The organism is Bartonella sp. HY406 (assembly GCF_025449315.1).
Taxonomy (GTDB): domain Bacteria; phylum Pseudomonadota; class Alphaproteobacteria; order Rhizobiales; family Rhizobiaceae; genus HY038.
Genome location: NZ_CP104893.1, coordinates 276576 through 294723 on the forward strand (window position 1 = coordinate 276576; position 18148 = coordinate 294723).

Below are 18148 nucleotides of genomic sequence, written 5' to 3' on the forward strand. Positions count from 1 at the left end.
GAATGCTGAATATTTGCACTCGTTATCACCTGGGTCGTTTGGCTCTAATTGTGGGATGTCTTTTTACGCTTGCGCCAGCTGCAATGGCTCAGCAAGCTAATTTTGGTCTTAATCTGTCTGGTGGCAAAGAACCTATAAAGATTGATGCTGACAACCTTGAAATGCGCGACAAAGAAGGCCTTGCTGTATTTACTGGCAATGTCACGGTTATCCAAGGTGATCGCTTGCTTAAAGCTGGTAAAATGATTGTCTATTACGCTAAGCCCGATGGTACAAAGCCACAGCAAGCAGCAAGCGGTGGACTTGGATCGAGCGGCATTGAAAAAATGGAAGTGTCAAACAAGGTCTATATCAAGCAAGGCACGCAAATCGCGACGGGTGATCAAGGTGCTTTTAATGGTAAAACCAATGTTATGATTTTAACAGGTAGCAATGTTGTTTTAACCGACGGTGATAATGTTGCGACCGGTTGTAAATTAACTGCCCATATGGATAGCGGCAAGGCTTTTCTCGAAAGCTGTTCCAGTCAACAGAAAAAAGGCCGTGTCTCTGTTATCATGAACCGCGCGGAATAAAGTTATAGTAATGCAGCAAATTGTTGAAGAAACAATCGAAATCGAACGCAGTGATGAGCCCGTTGAGCAAACAGATAACGCCAGCGTTAATCGCTATAAAGGCACACTGATTGCGCGTAATTTGAGTAAAACCTATCGTGGGCGCGCGGTTGTAAGTGATGTATCTTTTGGTGTGCGCGCCGGCGAAGCTGTTGGCATTTTAGGACCTAATGGTGCAGGTAAAACTACTTGCTTTTATATGGTAACTGGTCTTGTTCCTGCTGATGGTGGCTCAATAGAAATTGATGGCTTTGACGTTACCACTATGCCCATGTATCGTCGCGCTCGATTGGGCATTGGCTATTTGCCTCAAGAAGCATCGATTTTTAGAGGGTTGAGTGTTGAAAATAACATTAAAGCCGTTTTGGAAGTTGTTGAAAAAGACAAGAAAAAGCGGGCGCTGCAATTAGACGAATTGCTTGATGAATTTAAAATTTCGCATTTGCGAAAATCCCAAGCAATTTCCTTGTCAGGTGGTGAAAGACGCCGTCTTGAGATCGCGCGTGCGTTAGCTTCAAAGCCGAACTTCATGCTGTTGGATGAGCCTTTTGCCGGTATTGATCCGATCGCAATTTCTGATATCCAACAATTGGTCCGTCATTTAACGCGTCGTGGTATTGGTGTTTTGATTACTGATCACAATGTGAGAGAAACATTGGGGCTGGTTGATCGCGCTTATATTATTCATTCAGGTCAAGTGCTCACTCATGGTTCTCCTGACGAGATCGTGGCAAATGCTGACGTGCGTCGCCTCTATCTTGGCAATACATTTTCTTTGTAAAAGCTAAATCATATTTTACGATGCTTCAATTGCTTAGACAGTTTGCTTAGATTTGGCAAACTGTTTGACTTTTGTCAATTTATCAAGCGTTGCATTGATTGAACATTAGAAAATATTGCCGAAATATATCAAAATTTTAATAAAGGCATTGACGGATAAACACCTTGTCTTCATAAGTCATCCGCAAAGTTTATTTTGTTTTGAATACAAAATAGTTTATCAATTTATGTAAGTGGATCATCTCGAAAAGATTTTTAAATTTTTGCAGTTTAAATTGCTGTAAAGCTGTTACTTTTTGTGGTTTTTAATTCAGGTACTTCACAGTGCCGGCAAATTGTTTTAAAAGAAACATACAAAATTATTCATTGGTTAAATTGCTGATTCACATTAATGTGATATTTGGCAAGTTGATGCCAGGCCATGATCGTACAAAAAAGTTAGACTGAAACACTTAACATTTTACTTAAGCATTTATGCTAGAATAACATGAATATTATAATTCGCTGAAACGGAGATTAATTGTGATAAAATCGGAACTCGTGCAAATCATTGCCAGCCGTAACCCGCATCTTTTCCAGCGCGATGTTGAAAACATTGTCAGCACAGTGTTTAACGAAATTTCCGATGCCTTGGCTGAAGGAAACCGCGTCGAACTAAGAGGCTTTGGTGCTTTTTCCGTAAAAAATCGCCCATCACGTGTGGGGCGCAATCCGCGTACCGGCGACGCTGTTGAAGTTGAAGAAAAATGGGTTCCATTTTTTAAAACTGGTAAAGAATTACGCGACCGTTTGAATAGCGAAGACGAATGACTTTTAAACGCATCATAGCAGCAATTATCCTTATTCCATTAGCCATTATTGTTGTGGCCTTTATGGTTGCCAATCGAGCTGCAGCCACATTGGCGCTTAACCCTTTTGATAGCACTACATGGCATTTTACTTTGCCATTTTTTATCTGGCTATTTTTGTTCTTAATTATCGGTATGATCATTGGTGGGTTTGCAGTTTGGTTTGAACAGCATAAATACCGCAAAGCCTTGCATGAATGCCAAAATGAATTAGCAGCACAAAAGGCAAAAAATCGCAATCATGATCTTGATATTGCTGTTAAGTCATAAAATATAGTCGCAGATAGGCAGTGTTGAACACATTTTTGCTATTTAACGAGTATTTAAAGTAAGCGCTTTGGCTTAGACATAATCGGGCTTTTATTGACGTTAAACTATCATGCGGGCCTATGCCCGCATCATTCATTTTAAATAAGTTTTTAACCATCCAACTACAGGCAATATTCTGGTGAAATCTAAAAAAGCCCGACCATCAATGGCAAAGCAAAAAGTGGCAAAAGATAAGCCAAAGTCTTGGGATAAACAACGCCCTTCACAGGCTAATTCATCTGCAAAAACAAGGTTATTTCAAGAAGGCTCGCAAAAGCCCCGCGATAGACGCGATCAAGCTAGCTTGAGTGAGGATAATAAGAACCAATCACATAGCGGTAAGCCGAGACGAGCAGAAAAGCCTGTCGAGAGTGGTGACAGCGCAACCACTACCGCACTGCCATTTGATAAAGCAACACTCTTTAATGCATTATCCAACATAGAGATTGCCAAGGTGGAAGGTGAGCGACCATTAGGAAGTGCACCGCTTATTCTTGAAACCCTTGCCGATAATGATTACGCATTGCTGGATAGTGGCCATGGTTTAAAGCTTGAGCGTTATGGTCCTTATAAGATTATCCGCCCTGAAGGCCAAGCCCTTTGGCAGCCAAGCCTTGATATCAAGGAATGGGAACAAGCCGACGCCATTTTTACCGGCAATACCGATGAAGAAGGTTTGGGACGGTGGAATTTTCCCAAAACCCCACTTGGTGAAACATGGCCTATGGCATGGAATGGTATGCCATTTTTAGGCCGTTTCACCTCATTTCGCCATGTTGGTGTTTTTCCTGAACAAGATGCCCATTGGCGTTTTATGGAACAGCAGATTATTGATGCTAAACGGCCAGTAAAAGTGCTTAATCTATTTGGCTATACGGGTATTGCCTCATTAATTGCCGCGCGCTCCGGCGCTGAGGTTACTCATGTCGATGCGTCAAAAAAAGCCATTGGTTGGGCACGCGAAAATCAAGAAGTTGCCGGTCTTAATGACAAGCCAATCCGTTGGATTTGTGAAGATGCGATGAAATTTGTCGAGCGTGAAGCAAGGCGCGGCAAGACCTATGATATTATATTACTCGATCCACCGGCCTATGGCCGTGGGCCACATGGCGAGGTTTGGCAATTATTTGACCATTTACCGCAAATGGTTGCGGGTTGTCGCGATATTTTATCTGATAGACCTTTGGCTGTCGTACTCACTGCCTATTCCATCCGTGCGTCATTTTATGCGATTCATGAATTAATGCGCGACCGTTTTCGCGGCCTTAAAGGCGAAGTTCAATCAGGTGAGCTTATTTTACGTGAAGAACAGGCAAAACGCGCCCTATCAACCTCATTATTTAGCCGTTGGATTGCATGATGAATAATTCAAGACCAAGAACCGGACAAGTAAAAGAAATTACCAGCCTTGCCAATCCAATTATCAAGGATTTAAAAGCGCTTTCTTTGAAAAAATTCCGCGACCGTGAAGGTATTTTTATAGCTGAAGGCTTGAAACTGGTTATTGATGCGCTTGAACAGGGTTGGCAAATTCGCACATTGGTATTTGCAAAATCTGGGCTTGGTAATCCAGCGATTGAAAAAGTGGCAGCACGCACCGTTGCAAGTGGCGGACTTGTTATTGAAGCAAATGACAAGGTTATAACATCAATTACGCGGCGCGAAAATCCGCAAACGGTTATTGGTGTTTTTGAACAAAAATGGCAGCCATTAGATCAGTTGAAAGCTGGCCGTGATGATCTCTATATTGCTCTTGACCGTGTCCGCGATCCTGGCAATCTTGGCACAATTATTCGTACTGCCGATGCAGTTGGGGCACGTGGTATCGTCTTAATTGGTGATACAACCGATGCTTATTCTTTGGAGACAGTGCGTGCGACTATGGGATCAATTTTCTCAGTACCGCTTTATCGTGCTAAAGAGCCAGAATTTCTTAATTGGCGCAAAAGCTTTAATGGCGACATTATCGGCACCCATTTAAAAGGCTCGGTGGATTATCGCACTATTTCCTATAAAAAGGGGCCAATCATGTTAATGATGGGCAATGAGCAACAAGGATTGCCCGACAGTCTTGCTCAAAGCTGTGATAAGCTTGCACGTATCCCACAAGCAGGACGTGCAGATTCGTTAAATCTTGCGGTGGCAACGGCGGTAATGCTTTATGAAATGCGCCGCAATGTTTTGGTATTGGATGAGCGTATAGCATGAAGAAATCAGCATTATGGGGTGGGATAATTTTTGTCGCCATTTTAGTCGCGCTTGATCAAGTGATAAAACATCTTGTCGTCACCCATATGGAGCTTTATCAAGCTATTGATGTTTTGCCGTTTTTAAAGCTTTTTTACACGCAAAATACCGGTATTGCTTTTTCAATGTTGGCATCTTTCCATGATTGGGGGCTTATTGCCTTAACTATTGTGGTTATTATTTTCGTTATATTTTTATGGCTCAAGGGCGATAAGAATAAACAGCTCGCTAATATTGGTTATTTGCTGGTGCTCGGTGGTGCCTTTGGCAATTTAATCGACCGTGTGCGTTTTCATTACGTGGTGGATTATATTCTTGTTTATGCCTATGGCTGGTCTTTTGCAGTTTTTAACGCCGCAGATGCTTTTATCACCATTGGCGCTGTGCTGATTATTCTCAATGAATTATTTGGTTCAAAACCAGTTAAAAAGACTTAATTTTTTTTAAAGTGAATTTTATACCGCTTGTTATTTGGGTCCTAATTGTTATCCTCAAAAGGATAGGTATTTAGGGGATGCATCTATGCGTAAAATTTTAACAGCGATAATTCTTTCAATTTCCTTTTTTACCTTTAGCATTATTGCCCCATGTGCCAAAAGCCATGAATGCACTGACCATGAACGACTAGCCTTTTATGATGATGTCATGCTGAGCCGTTGGCTTTTTAAAGGGCAGATTATTGCTGAAAATAGTGAAACTACAAATACAGACATCTATCTGGAAGCAAATGAAAAACAGCGCCTTAAATTTAGCTATGCCGGGTGTGCCTCATATTATTGCATTAATGTAACAGCCGTGAAGGGTGAAAAAACATCTATTGTTGTCTTTGTAAACTATTTTATTCCTCCAGCTATTATTGATGAAAATTCAAAGGAATATATTTATGAGGGCAGCAGCACTATTTTTATTACAGATAACGATTTTTGTACCTTTCAAAATACTATTGATGAGGAAAATGGCCAATCAGTCCATATGATGAACTTGAATAAAGTAGTTCAAATGGCAAGAGTAGATGTTGAAGACGTTTATGAAAAATACAAAAGCGGTAATTTAAAAAAATTTGAAGATTTTACTGACTGACATTTACGAAGAAAAAGTCATTCATAAATAAAACTGCCATCATAATCGCGGCGCCAATTTCTTGAAATCGCCTGATAAAAACTTATGCCCCACAACCAAAAGAATATAATGAAAGTTAATAAGAAATAATGAAAAGAAAGTTTTTCATCTATCACTTCCAGCATTGCATGAAATGCCTCAACGTTGCTTCCAGAAATATCAAGATCATTATTGCTCATAAAATCAGTTGTTTCCGATGATACGAACTGTGCCTGATATAGATCTAAAGGGGCCAGTGACGAATAGCTTTGCTGATAAACACTTAAAAATTGATCAAAAGACAAAGGTTTGCCCAGTTTGTCAACAATTGGTTGCGCCACTAGCTGATTGTCAATTTTATGATAAGTAGGTAAAAATAAGAAAATATAAAAGCCAATATAAACAACAATGCATGGTAAACTTACAACAAGCATTATGTCACGGATGAACTCTCTTGTCATGCGTTGTTTAAGTTTTAAACACCGCGCTTCCAAATAAAGCAGTAAGACAAGGTATGCCATTAAAGCGCAAAAGACCAAAATAAAGAGGCGAGACCACGGCTGATCGGGAAAGGGATTTAAAACATACGGCAATAATAGGCCAAGTGTCAAAATTGCAAAGACTAACCAGCCGATAATCAATACAAACCGTTTATAAAAAGGCACAGGCAATTGGTTGGTGCGTTTAAAGCCGATGAATAGCCAGAACGCAAATAAGAGTATAAGATAGATCAATAATTCTAGCCCCCATTTACTGACAGCCTTGAATAGCGGCCCACCAAGCGATGTTGTCCACATTATTCATGGCGAATAAGTGGCGAAATAATGGATAAAATTTGATTTCAATCAATAAGCTGCTATGCGACTTTTGATCAAATTGCTTTTTTCTTGTATTTTATTGATAAAAATGTCAATTGAGGAAAATTTTGCATTTCAGTTGGATGAGGAGATTTATATGGCAATTGAAATTGAACATCTAGTTTCAACAAAACCAAAGCCGAAAATATACAACCATCTTTATGTTCAAGTGGTTTTTGCTATTGCTCTTGGTATTGCAATTGGTCTTAAATGGCCAGATCTTGGCAAATCACTCGAACCATTAGGCACTGTATTTATTGCTTTGATTAAAATGATCATTGCTCCCGTTATCTTCTTAACCATTGTTGTTGGTATTGCTGGCATGAGCAATCTTGCGAGTGTGGGGCGGGTTGCTGGTAAAGCGTTCATTTACTTTTTAACTTTTTCTACCCTTGCTTTGATCATAGGCTTAATTGTCGCTAATGTGTTTCAACCAGGTCATAACTTTCCAACTGCCATTTCAGATGCTGATAAAGTTAAAGCATTAAAATATGCGGCCGATGCGCAAAGTATTTCAATTATTGATTTTTTTAAAAGCATAGTGCCTAAAACATTAGTATCGGCATTTACTGAAGGCAATTTACTACAAGTTCTTTTGGTTGCTATTTTATTTGGTATTTCGCTTGCATCAATTGGCGAGCGCGGCAAGCCCATTCTTACGTTTTGCCAAAACCTTATACCACCTGTTTTCAAACTAGTTTCAATCATCATGCGCGCTGCGCCAATCGGTGCATTTGGTGCTATCGCCTTTACTGCAGGTGCATACGGGTCAGAGGCTATTTTCCGCCTTGGCTATCTAATTTTATTATTTTATTTAACTTCGGTTTTATTTGTCGTCATTATTCTTGGTGCTGTCTGCCGCTATAATGGCTTTTCAATTTTCAAACTTGTGCGCTATATCAAAGATGAGCTTTTACTTATTCTTGGCACATCGTCATCGGAATCGGCACTTCCATCTTTAATGGATAAAATGGAAAAAGCTGGCGCAAAAAAATCAGTGGTTGGATTGGTTGTACCAACGGGTTATTCGTTTAACCTTGACGGCACCAATATTTATATGACTTTGGCTGCCTTATTTATCATTCAAGCCTATGGTGTTCCTGTTGACATTTGGCATCAGCTTGCTCTTTTGGGGGTTGCTATGGTGTCATCAAAGGGTGCGGCTGGTGTATCTGGTGCTGGCTTTGTTACCCTAGCTGCAACGATTGCCATGTTCCCAACCATTCCTGCTGAAGGTCTTGGCCTTATTCTTGGTATTGACCGCTTCATGTCAGAATGCCGTGCGCTTACCAATTTTACTGGTAACGCCGTTGCTTGTGTTGTTGTTGCCAAATGGGAAAACGCTTTGGATCAAGAACAGCTTCATGCAACTCTTGACCGCAAAACTGCCCCTGATGCAGTTGCATCATAAGCAATTTAACTTTTTATAAAAACAATCATTAAAAAAAGCGGCAGCCTTAAACCAAAGGCTGCCGTTTTTTTAGGTAAAATCAATTATTATCATCTGGGACGATAACGAATATGGTCAATAAAAAGATTAAAGGCCTGCATATGCTGACGCTTGCTAGGATAATAAAGATAATAGCCCTCAAATGGCTCACACCAATCATCTAATACCCGAATAAGCCGCTTTTGCTCAATAAATTCCAATACGAGATCTTCAGGAATATAAACAAGGCCTGCGCCATCGAGTGCAGCATTTACCCGCAACTGCAATTGGCTTAAAGTTAGTTGACCATCAATATGAACATTTAAAGCACGACCATTTTTTTCAAATTCCCATTGAAAAAAGCCGCCCGTTGTTGCTGAGCGCATATTAATGCAATTATGGTGGACAAGCTCGCGCGGGGTAACAGGTTTGCCATAGGTTTCAAAATATTGCTGTGTTGCAACAATTGCCATGCGTTGTTTTGGGCCGATTTTAACCGCTACCATATCTTGATCAATTGCTTCGCCAAAACGTACACCAGCATCAAAGCGATCTCGAACGATGTCAATAAAGCTATTGTCAACAACGAGCTCTATTTTAATATCAGGATATTTTTTTAAAAATGCTGTTATCGCCGGCTGCAAGATTGTCATTGCTGGATGCTCACCTGCTGAAATTCGAATTGTACCACTTGGTTTATCGCGCATTTGCTTTATATTATTAAGCTCTTGTTCAATATCGTCAAAACGTGGCACCAAGGTTGCCAATAATTTTTCTCCTGCTTCGCTTGGTGATACGCTGCGTGTGGTGCGCATAAGCAATCTAATGCCTAATCGCTCTTCAAGATTACGTATTGTTTGACTAAGCGCCGATTGCGACACTCCAAGCTTTGCGGCGGCTTTAGTAAAGCTTTTCTCATGAGCAACAGCAATGAAGGCCACAAGGTCATTTAAATTTTCCATATTAATAAGTACGCCTTATAAGCTCTATCCAATTATACCCTATTATAATTAATCATAGCATCATTTATATCTTAGTCATAGAGCAGCTAAAAATAAAGCTGCACCAACCTCATTGGAGAAAATCATGCAAAAGCGCTATTTAGGAAAAAGTCGATTAGAGGTTTCGGCCCTTGGTCTTGGTTGTATGGGTTTAAGCTTTGGCTATGGTCCTGCCACCGATAGAGCAGAGGCGATAAAACTTATTCGTGCAGCTTATGACAAAGGCGTCCGTTTTTTTGACACCGCCGAAATTTATGGGCCATTTTTGAATGAAGATGTTGTTGGCGAAGCCTTACAGCCATTTCGTGAAGACGTAGTCATTGCCACTAAATTTGGCTTTGATACTGAAAATGCCAATGCTTTACAAAATATGGATAGTCGGCCAGAACATATTAAACGTGTAGTAGAACAGTCATTAAAGCGTTTAAGAACTGATTATATTGATCTTTATTACCAACATCGTGTTGACCCCAATGTGCCGATTGAAGATGTTGCCGGCACAGTAAAAGACTTAATTGCACAAGGCAAAGTGTGCCATTTTGGTCTTTCCGAAGCAGGATGTGAAACCATACGCCGCGCCCATATGGTGCAAGAAGTAACCGCATTACAAAGCGAATATTCCATGTGGTGGCGTGAACCAGAAAATGAGATCATTCCATTATTAGAGGAGCTAGAAATTGGCTTTGTACCTTTTAGCCCATTAGGCAAAGGCTTTTTAACTGGCAAACTCAATTCACCAGATGATCTTAAAGAAAATGATTTCCGCTTATCGGTACCGCGTTTTGCCAAGGAAGCTATGGAAGCCAACCAAGGATTGCTTGATGCTATTCAAAAAATTGCACAAGATCATAATGCCACACCCGCGCAAATCGCCCTTGCATGGTTACTAGCCCAAAAGCCTTGGATTGCACCTATACCCGGTACAACAAAAATATCGCGCCTTGAGGAAAATATTAAAGCGGTTGACGTTGTATTATCCCCCGCAGCCTTAAGCGATATTAAAACCGCCCTTGATGCGATTGAAGTTGTTGGCGCGCGTTATCCTGCCCATTTACAAGCACGTGTTGGTAAATAGGCCTTATTTCTGACCCTAATCAAACCAATTACCCAAAATAGGGTAATTGGTTTTTATTGCTTTAATAATTAAACTGCAACAAAGTATGTTTATAGCAATATTGTTCAACGTATTTTAAATTTGCTAAAAGCCCTTTGCAGCTTTAACGTTTGCTATGATCATATTTGCGCGAAAGATGATCACCAAACCACTGCACGGCTACATTTAATGCAATGAGTATAGCGACTACAACCGTCATAACGTCACTCATATCGCGTTTATAACCATAACTAATGGCAATTCTACCCAAACCATTACCGCCAACAAAGCCAGTAATAGCACTGGCGCTAATAATAGCAATGATTGTAACAGTAAGGCCGGTAATCAAGCTAGATTTTGATTCTGGAATGATCACTTCACGGATAAGCTGCATACGTGTTGCGCCCATCGAGCGTATTGCATCAATAAGGCCTTTATCAATATTGCGGAATGAAAGCTCGGCCATTCTTGCGTAAAATGGTATCGCTGATATGGCAAGCACGAAAATAGTTGCTTCATTACCAAATGGCTTACCTACAACAAACCGCGATACAGGCATCAAGTAAACAAATAGAATTATCCAAGGAATGGCTCTTACCGCATCGACAAGAGCACTCACGGGTCGATTAAGCCAAGCATTTTCAAAAAGACCATCCTTACTTGTCACATAAAGATAAAGTCCAAGCGGTAGTCCAAATAAAAGCACAAATAGACCTGACCAACCAGTCATCCAAAAGGTATCAAGAATGGCTTTAGGAACTTCGTCATAAATAATCGAAATATTTTCACTATTAAACATAGCCCAAAACCTCGCAATGGTCTGCTCTTTGCTTTAACCAATTCATGGCAAGGCTAAGTCGATCTTTATCTTTTGCATCCGCTGCAATGAAGAAAAGGCCTATAGGCTCATCTTGAATTGTATCAATACCACCTTGCAAAATGCGGGTTACCATGCCAGTGTCATTGGCAAGATTATTGAAAAACGGTTTGCGCGCTTCATCACCGGAAATATGCAATTCTATAATCGCATCGTCTCCACGGGTTTGATGTAATTTAGCCGCAATGCTGCTTGGTAATTGTGGCGTTATGACTTGTAAAAGAGATTGTGTCGTTGCATTTTGTGGGCGAGCAAAAATATCTTTGACAAAGCCTTGTTCTACAATTTTTCCGCGATCAAGTACAATAAGGCGATCAGCGATAGAGCGAACAACTTCCATTTCATGGGTGATGAGAATAATAGTAAGTTGCATTTTGCGATTAATTTCGCGCAAAAGCTCAAGGATTGATTGGGTTGTTTCAGGATCAAGGGCAGAGGTTGCCTCATCGGATAATAAGATGCGAGGATTACCTGCAAGTGCGCGGGCAATACCAACGCGCTGCTTTTGACCGCCGGATAATTGCACCGGATACATTGTGGCTTTATCAGCAAGTCCAACAAGTTCTAGCAATTCATTAGCGCGAGCAAAACGTTGTTTGCTATTCATGCCAGAAAATTTCAGCGGTAACGCAACATTTTCAATAATTGTCTTGGAAGATAATAAATTAAAATGTTGAAAAATCATGCCGATTTTTTGGCGAATTTTACGCCATTCATTGTCGCTCAATTTGGAAATATCTTGCCCTTCAAAATAGATATGCCCTTGATCAATGGTCTCAAGACCATTGAAACAACGAATAAGGGTTGATTTTCCAGCGCCACTACGGCCAATTATACCAAGGATTTCGCCTCTATTAACTGTCAATGAAATATCATCAACCGCCGCCGTTTGTGCAAAATGGCGACGGATGTGCTTCAGTTCTAAAACTGGGGTTGTTTGTAATGTCATTACCACGTCGTTGCGTAATTGATACCAAAGATGCGCTTAAGTTCAGCGCGCGCTTGTTCGCTGTGATAAGCAGCGACTAGTTTTTTAACCCAAGGTTCATCCTTATCGGCAGTGCGTACAACAATAATATTGGTATATGGATTATTTTCTGGCTTCTCCCACGCAATACCATCCTTTGCGCCATCAAGACCAGACACCAAAGCCCAATTTGTGTTAACTACTGCAATATCTAAATCTGCGATAGAACGGCCAAGCATACCAGCATCCATCTCAACAAATTTCAATTTTTTTGGATTGTCTTTGATGTTGTTTGGCGTTGCTAAAATATTTTTAGGGTCATCAAGAGTAATCAAGCCATGTTGGGCAAGCACGAGTAACGCACGCCCCTCATTTGATGGGTCATCAGGAATACCAACGCTGGCACCTTCCTTTAATTCGTCAAGGTTTTTGATCTTGCGCGAATATACACCCATTGGAAATAAAGCAGTATCACCAGCGATAGTTAGTTTATAGCCGCGTTGCGCAATCTGCGCGTCAAGGTAAGGCGTATGTTGAAACGCATTGGCATCTAAATCACCGCCATTAACGGCTTCATTTGGAATAGCATAATCATCAAACATAACAAGCTCGATATTAAGACCATCTTTTTTAGCAACTTCAGCAGCAACTTTCCAAACATCTGCTTCTTGACCATCCATCACGCCAAGCTTGATGGTGGTTTTATCTTCAGCATGAAGCGAAGACATGGTCGTTCCAACCATACCTAGTGACAATATCATTGCTAAAAGTGTACGGCGTTTAAGTGCAGTAAAGAATGCCATGGAAATGCTCCTTTGTAATGGCCGGTCATCATTGCCGGATTTATCTGCATAATTGTGCGGCTATAGCAAAAAACCAAGAAAGAAAAAACGATAAATCTGTTATTTTGCAATAAGATTTTACAATTAATCGCTTTTATCGATAGTTTTTTTCTAATCTATGGTTAAAAAACAATATTGCTATTAAAAATGATAAAAATATTGCCAAAATAAGACTCGCTTCACATTTCAACAAATGGTTTGTTTAATAGTTCAGTTGTCACTTTTCACTATAGGAAAGTGGGGAAGTTTTTTTATAAAGCCAACTATATTGGCGCACCATTTGATTTACTCGTGTATGGCGATAGCCAAGGGCACAAAAAATCAGCATAACCACAAGGTCAACTAAATAATAATGCAGCGATAAAAATGTTGCATGATAAGTGATATTTCCATTATCGGCTTCGTAGTACGGAATGACATAATGCAAAAAACGAATGGCTACAGCCAATAAAACCATATAGGCAAGTGCAATGCTAATATTGCGCCAAGTAAGGGCGCAAGCACGTCCAGTCATCCACGCTGCACCGCCACCTAATATTACTGTAATGATGAGAAAATAAACTATCGAGGATTGCTCGAATAAAATGCCTCTCATTTGTTTTCTCCTTATGCTTGTCTTTGGTATTTTACTATTTTTCGCAAATTTAAATTGGCAAATCTAATGATGGCCGCCTTCCAAATACGCAGCGCGCACTTGTGGGTCTTCTAATAATTCACGGCCACTGCCACTCATCGTAATAACACCATTGACCATAACATAGGCGCGGTCAGCAAGACGCAGCGCACTAAAAGCATTTTGTTCAACCAAAAACACTGTAAGACCAGTTGTCTTGTTTAAATCCTTAATGGCAGCGAAAATTTGCTTGGCAATAAGTGGTGCAAGCCCAAGCGAGGGTTCGTCAAGTAAAAGAAGGCGCGGCCTTGCCATTAATGCACGTGCAATTGCCAACATTTGTTGCTCGCCGCCCGAAAGTGTACCGCCGCGTTGGTGCAAGCGCTCTTTAAGGCGGGGAAATAGTGCAAACATTTTTTCGACATCTTCATCAAAATAAGCCATATTATCAAGGCTTGCACCCATTTGCAGGTTTTCCATTACGCTCATGCGTTGGAAAATACGCCGTCCTTCAGGGGATTGCGCGATGCGTAAACGCGCAATTTCATGAGATGGCAATTTTGTAATATCTTTACCATCAAATATAATACTACCACTGCGAGCTTTGGGCGCACCAAATATAGTCATCATCAAAGTTGATTTACCAGCGCCATTAGCACCAATAAGGGTGGCAATTTCACCTTCATGCACTTCAATGTTAACATTTTTTAAGGCTTGGATAGAGCCATAAAAAGTTTCAACATTATTGACCTTGAGCAGCAGTTTCTTATCATTCGTTACTTGACTATCTTTCATCGTGCTGCGTCTTTCGTGGTCTCGTCAGTTTCTTCAATCAGCTTATGAACGAGTTCATCGGTTTTATCACCACTGTGTGTATCTTGTTCATCAATCCACAAATCTTCAATTTCTTCATCATCAACACCAAGATAGGCGGCGATAACTTTAGGATCGTTTTGGACCTCCAGTGGTTTTCCATCCGAAATTTTCGAACCATATTCAAGAACGATAACATGGTCGGATATTTCCATAACCACGGACATGTCATGTTCAATAAGCAAAATGCTGGTGTTGTAGTCTTTTCTTATTGAAAGCAGCAATTTATTAAGTTCAAGCGACTCACGCGGATTTAATCCTGCAGCAGGCTCATCAAGACATAAAAGCTCGGGATCTGTACACATGGCGCGAGCAATTTCCAAGCGCCTTTGGTCGCCATAAGGCAAATCACCTGCAGGATCATCAGCGCGGTCAATAAGGTCAATTTTTTCAAGCCATTGTGCGGCTTTATCAAGGGCGTGTTTTGCTGCCGTTTTATAAGATTTAAGGCCTAATAGGCCAGAAAGGCTAAAGCCAGAGGCTTGCATTAAAGTATTATGCTGCGCAACAAGCAGGTTTTCAAGTACGGTCAGCCCAGTAAAAAGTCTTATATTTTGAAATGTGCGGGCAACCTTTGCCTTTTTGGTTATTTCAAAATCAGCAAGACGTTCCAATTTTAGTGTCTTGCCGCTTTTTTGCCGCATCGACACCATACCACCCGTTGGGCGGTAGAACCCAGTAATACAGTTAAAAACGGTTGTTTTTCCTGCGCCATTAGGTCCAATCACTGCTGTGATTTCACCACGTTTTGCACTAAAGCTTAAATCATCAATGGCGATAATACCGCCAAATACCATGCGTAAATGTTGGACATCAAGAATGATATCATCTTGATTAATTGTCTTTTCTTGTTGGGACATTGTTAGATTTTTCATCAACCATTTCCCTCTTTGGTAAAATTACCAGAAATATTTTTCTTTTCTTTTAAGTAGGCACTCGGTTCGCGTCCACTTACAAAGCCACGTGGCCGCCAAATCATAATAAAGACCATAGCAAGACCAAACCACAACATACGATATTGAGTAGGATCAAAACCGGGACCAAATACCATTTGTACCGATGGAATACTGCGCAAAGCTTCTGCGCCGCCAACCATAATAATAGCAGCGATTGCAATGCCCTTTAGCGAGCCCATGCCACCAAGGACAACAATGGCAAGAATAATGATCGATTCTAAGAAATTGAAGCTCGTATAATCAATCATGCCTTGACGTTGCGCAAAAAATGCACCGGCAATGCCACCGAAAAAAGCGCCTGTGGCAAAAGCAGATAATTTGGTTGTAACTAGATTTATACCAAGTGAACGGCAGGCTATTTCATCTTCACGCAAAGCTTCCCAGGCTCGTCCAATAGGTAATTTCTTTAAGCGAGTGATAAAAATAGCCATTGCGATGACAAAAAATAGCACAAGATAATAAAGGAAAATTTTAAAATAAATTTGGCTATTTATGAGACCAAAAATATCGGCGAAGCTTTCCTTGCCACGAGCAAAAGAAATACCAAAAAAAGTAGCTTGCGATTGCACCTTAACGCTATTGCTGCCGCCGGTAACGGGTTCCCAGTTTTGTAAAACAATACGGATAATTTCGCCAAAAGCTAATGTAACAATTGCTAGATAGTCGCCGCGCAGCCGTAAAACAGGAAAGCCAAGCATCATACCCCAAAGAGCAGCCAAAATACCTGCAAGGGGAAGACACAGCCAGAAAGAAAACCCGAAGTGATTGCCAAGCAATGTCACCGTATAGGCGCCAACAGCATAAAATGCGACATATCCAAGGTCAAGCAATCCAGCTAAGCCAACAACGATATTAAGCCCCCAAGCCAATATCACATAGATGAGGATATAAATACCGTAATTATCGATAAAAAACGATGATTTTTTAAAAATATCAGCTAGTTTTGGCTCACTTGTCGAAGATAAATAAGCAAATATATAAACAAGGAAAATAACTAAAATTGGATAGAGAATAAGCAGAACAGAAACTGATTTTCCTCCTGCTTTGGAAAGGCCGTTAGATATAAATCTCAATACCTGATCAGTCGATTTTTGCCCAAATCTTGAAGACGATCGTATTATGTTTAGAAAAATCAATAGAACAGCAAGTATTATAGCAATTATGGCTAATTGATTTATTTGGGCTGAAAAATCGTAAAGACCTTCTTGGCTTGCAGTTACATACCAAAGCCAAGCACGATACCCAATAAACAATGCAAGAACTGGTATGATTGCAGCATATGTCCCACGTGACCCGCCGCCAAATAGCACCCACGTAAAGCGTCCAATAGCTGCAATAGCGATATAATTGACCAAATAGCCAATTTGTGGGGTTAAAACCAGTTGGTTTTCAAGATCATAATCGGCATTAAAACCAATAATGAATAGAAATAGAATAAAGGCAATACCGCCAGTTAATAAACCTTGCTTTAAAGCATTGGAAAAGCGTTCTGATAACATATTTTGATTGGATAGGTCTGACATGTTAGACTTTCTCCACTTCTGGACGACCAAGAAGCCCAGTGGGCAGGAAAATCAACACTATGATCAAAATCATAAATGTGGCGGCATCCTTATAAGCAGGGTCAACATAGGCTTGCCAAAATACTTCAATGAACGCAATTAAAATGCCACCTAAAACAGCACCTGGCAAAGAGCCGATACCGCCTAAAACAGCTGCAGTAAAAGCTTTGATGCCGACAATGAATCCTTCGGTAAAGGAAATCGTACTATAGTAGATTAGGAAAATAACACCGGCAACGCCAGCAAGTGCGCCGCCCATAATAAAGGTTATTGAAATTGTACGATCCACGTTAATACCGAGCAGAGACGCCATTTTTGCATCTTGAGCGCAAGCTCTTTGAGCGCGCCCTAGCGAAGTTTTGGCAACTATAAACGAAAAAATTGAAAGCAATATAATTGTAGTTGCGACAACAAGAATTTGTTTATATTGCAGGGTAACGGTTGTTCCAGGGATAAGAAAACCACCTGAAATTTCACCGGTAAAGGTTTTGGGCCGCAAACCTTGGAATACTGGTACAAAATTTTGCAGTACAATTGACATACCAATAGCGGTAATAAGCGGAGCTAGGCGAAAAGATCCACGTAATGGGCGGTAGGCCACTCGTTCAATTGTCCAGCTCCAAGCTGCTGTAAAAAACATCGTGACTAGCAACACAACCACCAACGCAAAAGCCACGGGCAATGCTGTGGGTAGCAAGGCAAGCAGCATAAACGAAATTAAAGCAATAAAACCGCTCACCATGAATACATCACCATGGGAAAAATTGATCATTCCTAAGATGCCGTAAACCATCGTATAGCCAATAGCTATCAAGCCATAAATTGCACCAAGAGCAAGCCCTTGTATCAAAGCTTGAAGGAAGTAATTATAATCCATAATATCAATTTCCTGATTGCTTAAATAGTTCATCAGTGTCTTGGAGCTTATTTGGCTCGCTCATTTAAGCATATAGCATTTTTTCATTTGCTGTTTATACGTCATTGTTGGGCGATGTTCATAACAGATACGCCGTTTCAATCAATAAGTTTGCACTATTTTCATGTTAAAAAATACAAAAATATCCGTAATTAGGTAGGATTTTTTGCAAAATAGCTAAATTTATGCCTCATTTTGAGAGAAAATTACACAAAATAGGCATTTTAGCTAATTTTCTACGAGTCGGTTAACCGGTAACCATTTTG

The 18148-nt window shown here is 40.5% G+C and carries 18 protein-coding genes and 2 pseudogenes; 10 read left to right on the top strand and 10 right to left on the bottom strand.

The features are described 5' to 3' along the window. Positions 1–2: 2 nt before the first annotated feature. From N6B01_RS01070 to N6B01_RS01105, 8 genes and pseudogenes are all read left to right on the top strand, one after another. Positions 3–575 carry an LptA/OstA family protein gene (locus N6B01_RS01070; RefSeq protein ID WP_262079509.1) on the top strand — a complete coding sequence of 191 codons (573 nt, stop codon included), beginning with the start codon at positions 3–5 and terminating at the stop codon, positions 573–575. An 88-nt stretch (positions 576–663) separates the two neighbouring features. After that, positions 664–1395: pseudogene (lptB, locus tag N6B01_RS01075) on the top strand (LPS export ABC transporter ATP-binding protein); the annotation flags it as partial. Positions 1396–1916: 521 nt separating this feature from the next. Further along, entirely contained in the window at positions 1917–2204 is a 288-nt protein-coding gene (locus N6B01_RS01080; protein ID WP_182418506.1) for an integration host factor subunit beta, read from the top strand. Further along, positions 2201–2512, top strand: a complete 312-nt coding sequence (locus N6B01_RS01085) for a LapA family protein (protein ID WP_262079513.1) — start codon at positions 2201–2203, stop codon at positions 2510–2512. The genes N6B01_RS01080 and N6B01_RS01085 overlap by 4 nt, the downstream gene beginning before the upstream one ends. A gap of 205 nt (positions 2513–2717) precedes the next feature. Then, on the top strand, positions 2718–3911 hold the full coding sequence (locus tag N6B01_RS01090; protein WP_410007244.1) for an RsmD family RNA methyltransferase: 1194 nt from the start codon (positions 2718–2720) through the stop codon (positions 3909–3911). Next, positions 3908–4759 (top strand): TrmH family RNA methyltransferase, encoded by an 852-nt coding sequence (locus N6B01_RS01095; RefSeq protein WP_182418508.1) that lies wholly within the window; start codon positions 3908–3910, stop codon positions 4757–4759. Before N6B01_RS01090 ends, N6B01_RS01095 begins: the two co-directional genes overlap by 4 nt. Further along, a complete protein-coding gene (lspA, locus tag N6B01_RS01100; protein ID WP_182418509.1) occupies positions 4756–5235 on the top strand; it encodes a signal peptidase II in 480 nt (159 codons plus the stop codon). Before N6B01_RS01095 ends, lspA begins: the two co-directional genes overlap by 4 nt. An 85-nt stretch (positions 5236–5320) precedes the next feature. Then, positions 5321–5878 carry a hypothetical protein gene (locus N6B01_RS01105; protein ID WP_262079515.1) on the top strand — a complete coding sequence of 186 codons (558 nt, stop codon included), beginning with the start codon at positions 5321–5323 and terminating at the stop codon, positions 5876–5878. A gap of 17 nt (positions 5879–5895) precedes the next feature. Here N6B01_RS01105 and N6B01_RS01110 read toward each other — a convergent pair whose 3' ends face one another. After that, the gene (locus N6B01_RS01110) at positions 5896–6693 is read right to left on the bottom strand and encodes a putative antibiotic biosynthesis monooxygenase (RefSeq protein WP_262079517.1); all 798 of its coding nucleotides are present in this window, start codon (positions 6691–6693) and stop codon (positions 5896–5898) included. 157 nt (positions 6694–6850) lie between these two features. Here N6B01_RS01110 and N6B01_RS01115 point away from each other — a divergent pair, with 157 nt between their 5' ends. Further along, a complete protein-coding gene (locus N6B01_RS01115) occupies positions 6851–8164 on the top strand; it encodes a dicarboxylate/amino acid:cation symporter (protein ID WP_182418512.1) in 1314 nt (437 codons plus the stop codon). A gap of 89 nt (positions 8165–8253) precedes the next feature. Here N6B01_RS01115 and N6B01_RS01120 read toward each other — a convergent pair whose 3' ends face one another. Beyond that, positions 8254–9144 (bottom strand): LysR family transcriptional regulator, encoded by an 891-nt coding sequence (locus N6B01_RS01120; RefSeq protein WP_410007218.1) that lies wholly within the window; start codon positions 9142–9144, stop codon positions 8254–8256. A gap of 124 nt (positions 9145–9268) precedes the next feature. On the opposite strand from N6B01_RS01120, the gene N6B01_RS01125 reads away from it, so the two are divergent. Next, positions 9269–10258: an aldo/keto reductase gene (locus N6B01_RS01125; RefSeq protein WP_262079518.1), complete on the top strand. Its 990-nt coding sequence runs from the start codon at positions 9269–9271 to the stop codon at positions 10256–10258. A 142-nt stretch (positions 10259–10400) separates the two neighbouring features. Here N6B01_RS01125 and N6B01_RS01130 read toward each other — a convergent pair whose 3' ends face one another. The 8 genes and pseudogenes from N6B01_RS01130 to N6B01_RS01165 form a co-directional block, all read right to left on the bottom strand. After that, entirely contained in the window at positions 10401–11075 is a 675-nt protein-coding gene (locus tag N6B01_RS01130; RefSeq protein WP_182418514.1) for a methionine ABC transporter permease, read from the bottom strand. Then, complete coding sequence (locus N6B01_RS01135; RefSeq protein WP_262079519.1) at positions 11068–12102, bottom strand: methionine ABC transporter ATP-binding protein; 1035 nt, start codon at positions 12100–12102, stop codon at positions 11068–11070. Before N6B01_RS01135 ends, N6B01_RS01130 begins: the two co-directional genes overlap by 8 nt. Beyond that, positions 12102–12923: a MetQ/NlpA family ABC transporter substrate-binding protein gene (locus N6B01_RS01140; protein ID WP_371739674.1), complete on the bottom strand. Its 822-nt coding sequence runs from the start codon at positions 12921–12923 to the stop codon at positions 12102–12104. The genes N6B01_RS01135 and N6B01_RS01140 overlap by 1 nt, the downstream gene beginning before the upstream one ends. A gap of 256 nt (positions 12924–13179) precedes the next feature. Beyond that, a complete protein-coding gene (locus tag N6B01_RS01145; RefSeq protein WP_262079520.1) occupies positions 13180–13557 on the bottom strand; it encodes a DUF6867 family protein in 378 nt (125 codons plus the stop codon). 63 nt (positions 13558–13620) lie between these two features. Next, entirely contained in the window at positions 13621–14370 is a 750-nt protein-coding gene (locus N6B01_RS01150; protein WP_262079521.1) for an ABC transporter ATP-binding protein, read from the bottom strand. 29 nt (positions 14371–14399) lie between these two features. Then, positions 14400–15308: pseudogene (locus N6B01_RS01155) on the bottom strand (ABC transporter ATP-binding protein); the annotation flags it as partial. A 14-nt stretch (positions 15309–15322) separates the two neighbouring features. Next, the gene (locus tag N6B01_RS15195) at positions 15323–16927 is read right to left on the bottom strand and encodes an ABC transporter permease subunit (protein ID WP_410007219.1); all 1605 of its coding nucleotides are present in this window, start codon (positions 16925–16927) and stop codon (positions 15323–15325) included. 1 nt (position 16928) lies between these two features. Next, complete coding sequence (locus N6B01_RS01165; RefSeq protein WP_262080534.1) at positions 16929–17843, bottom strand: branched-chain amino acid ABC transporter permease; 915 nt, start codon at positions 17841–17843, stop codon at positions 16929–16931. Positions 17844–18148 lie beyond the last annotated feature (305 nt).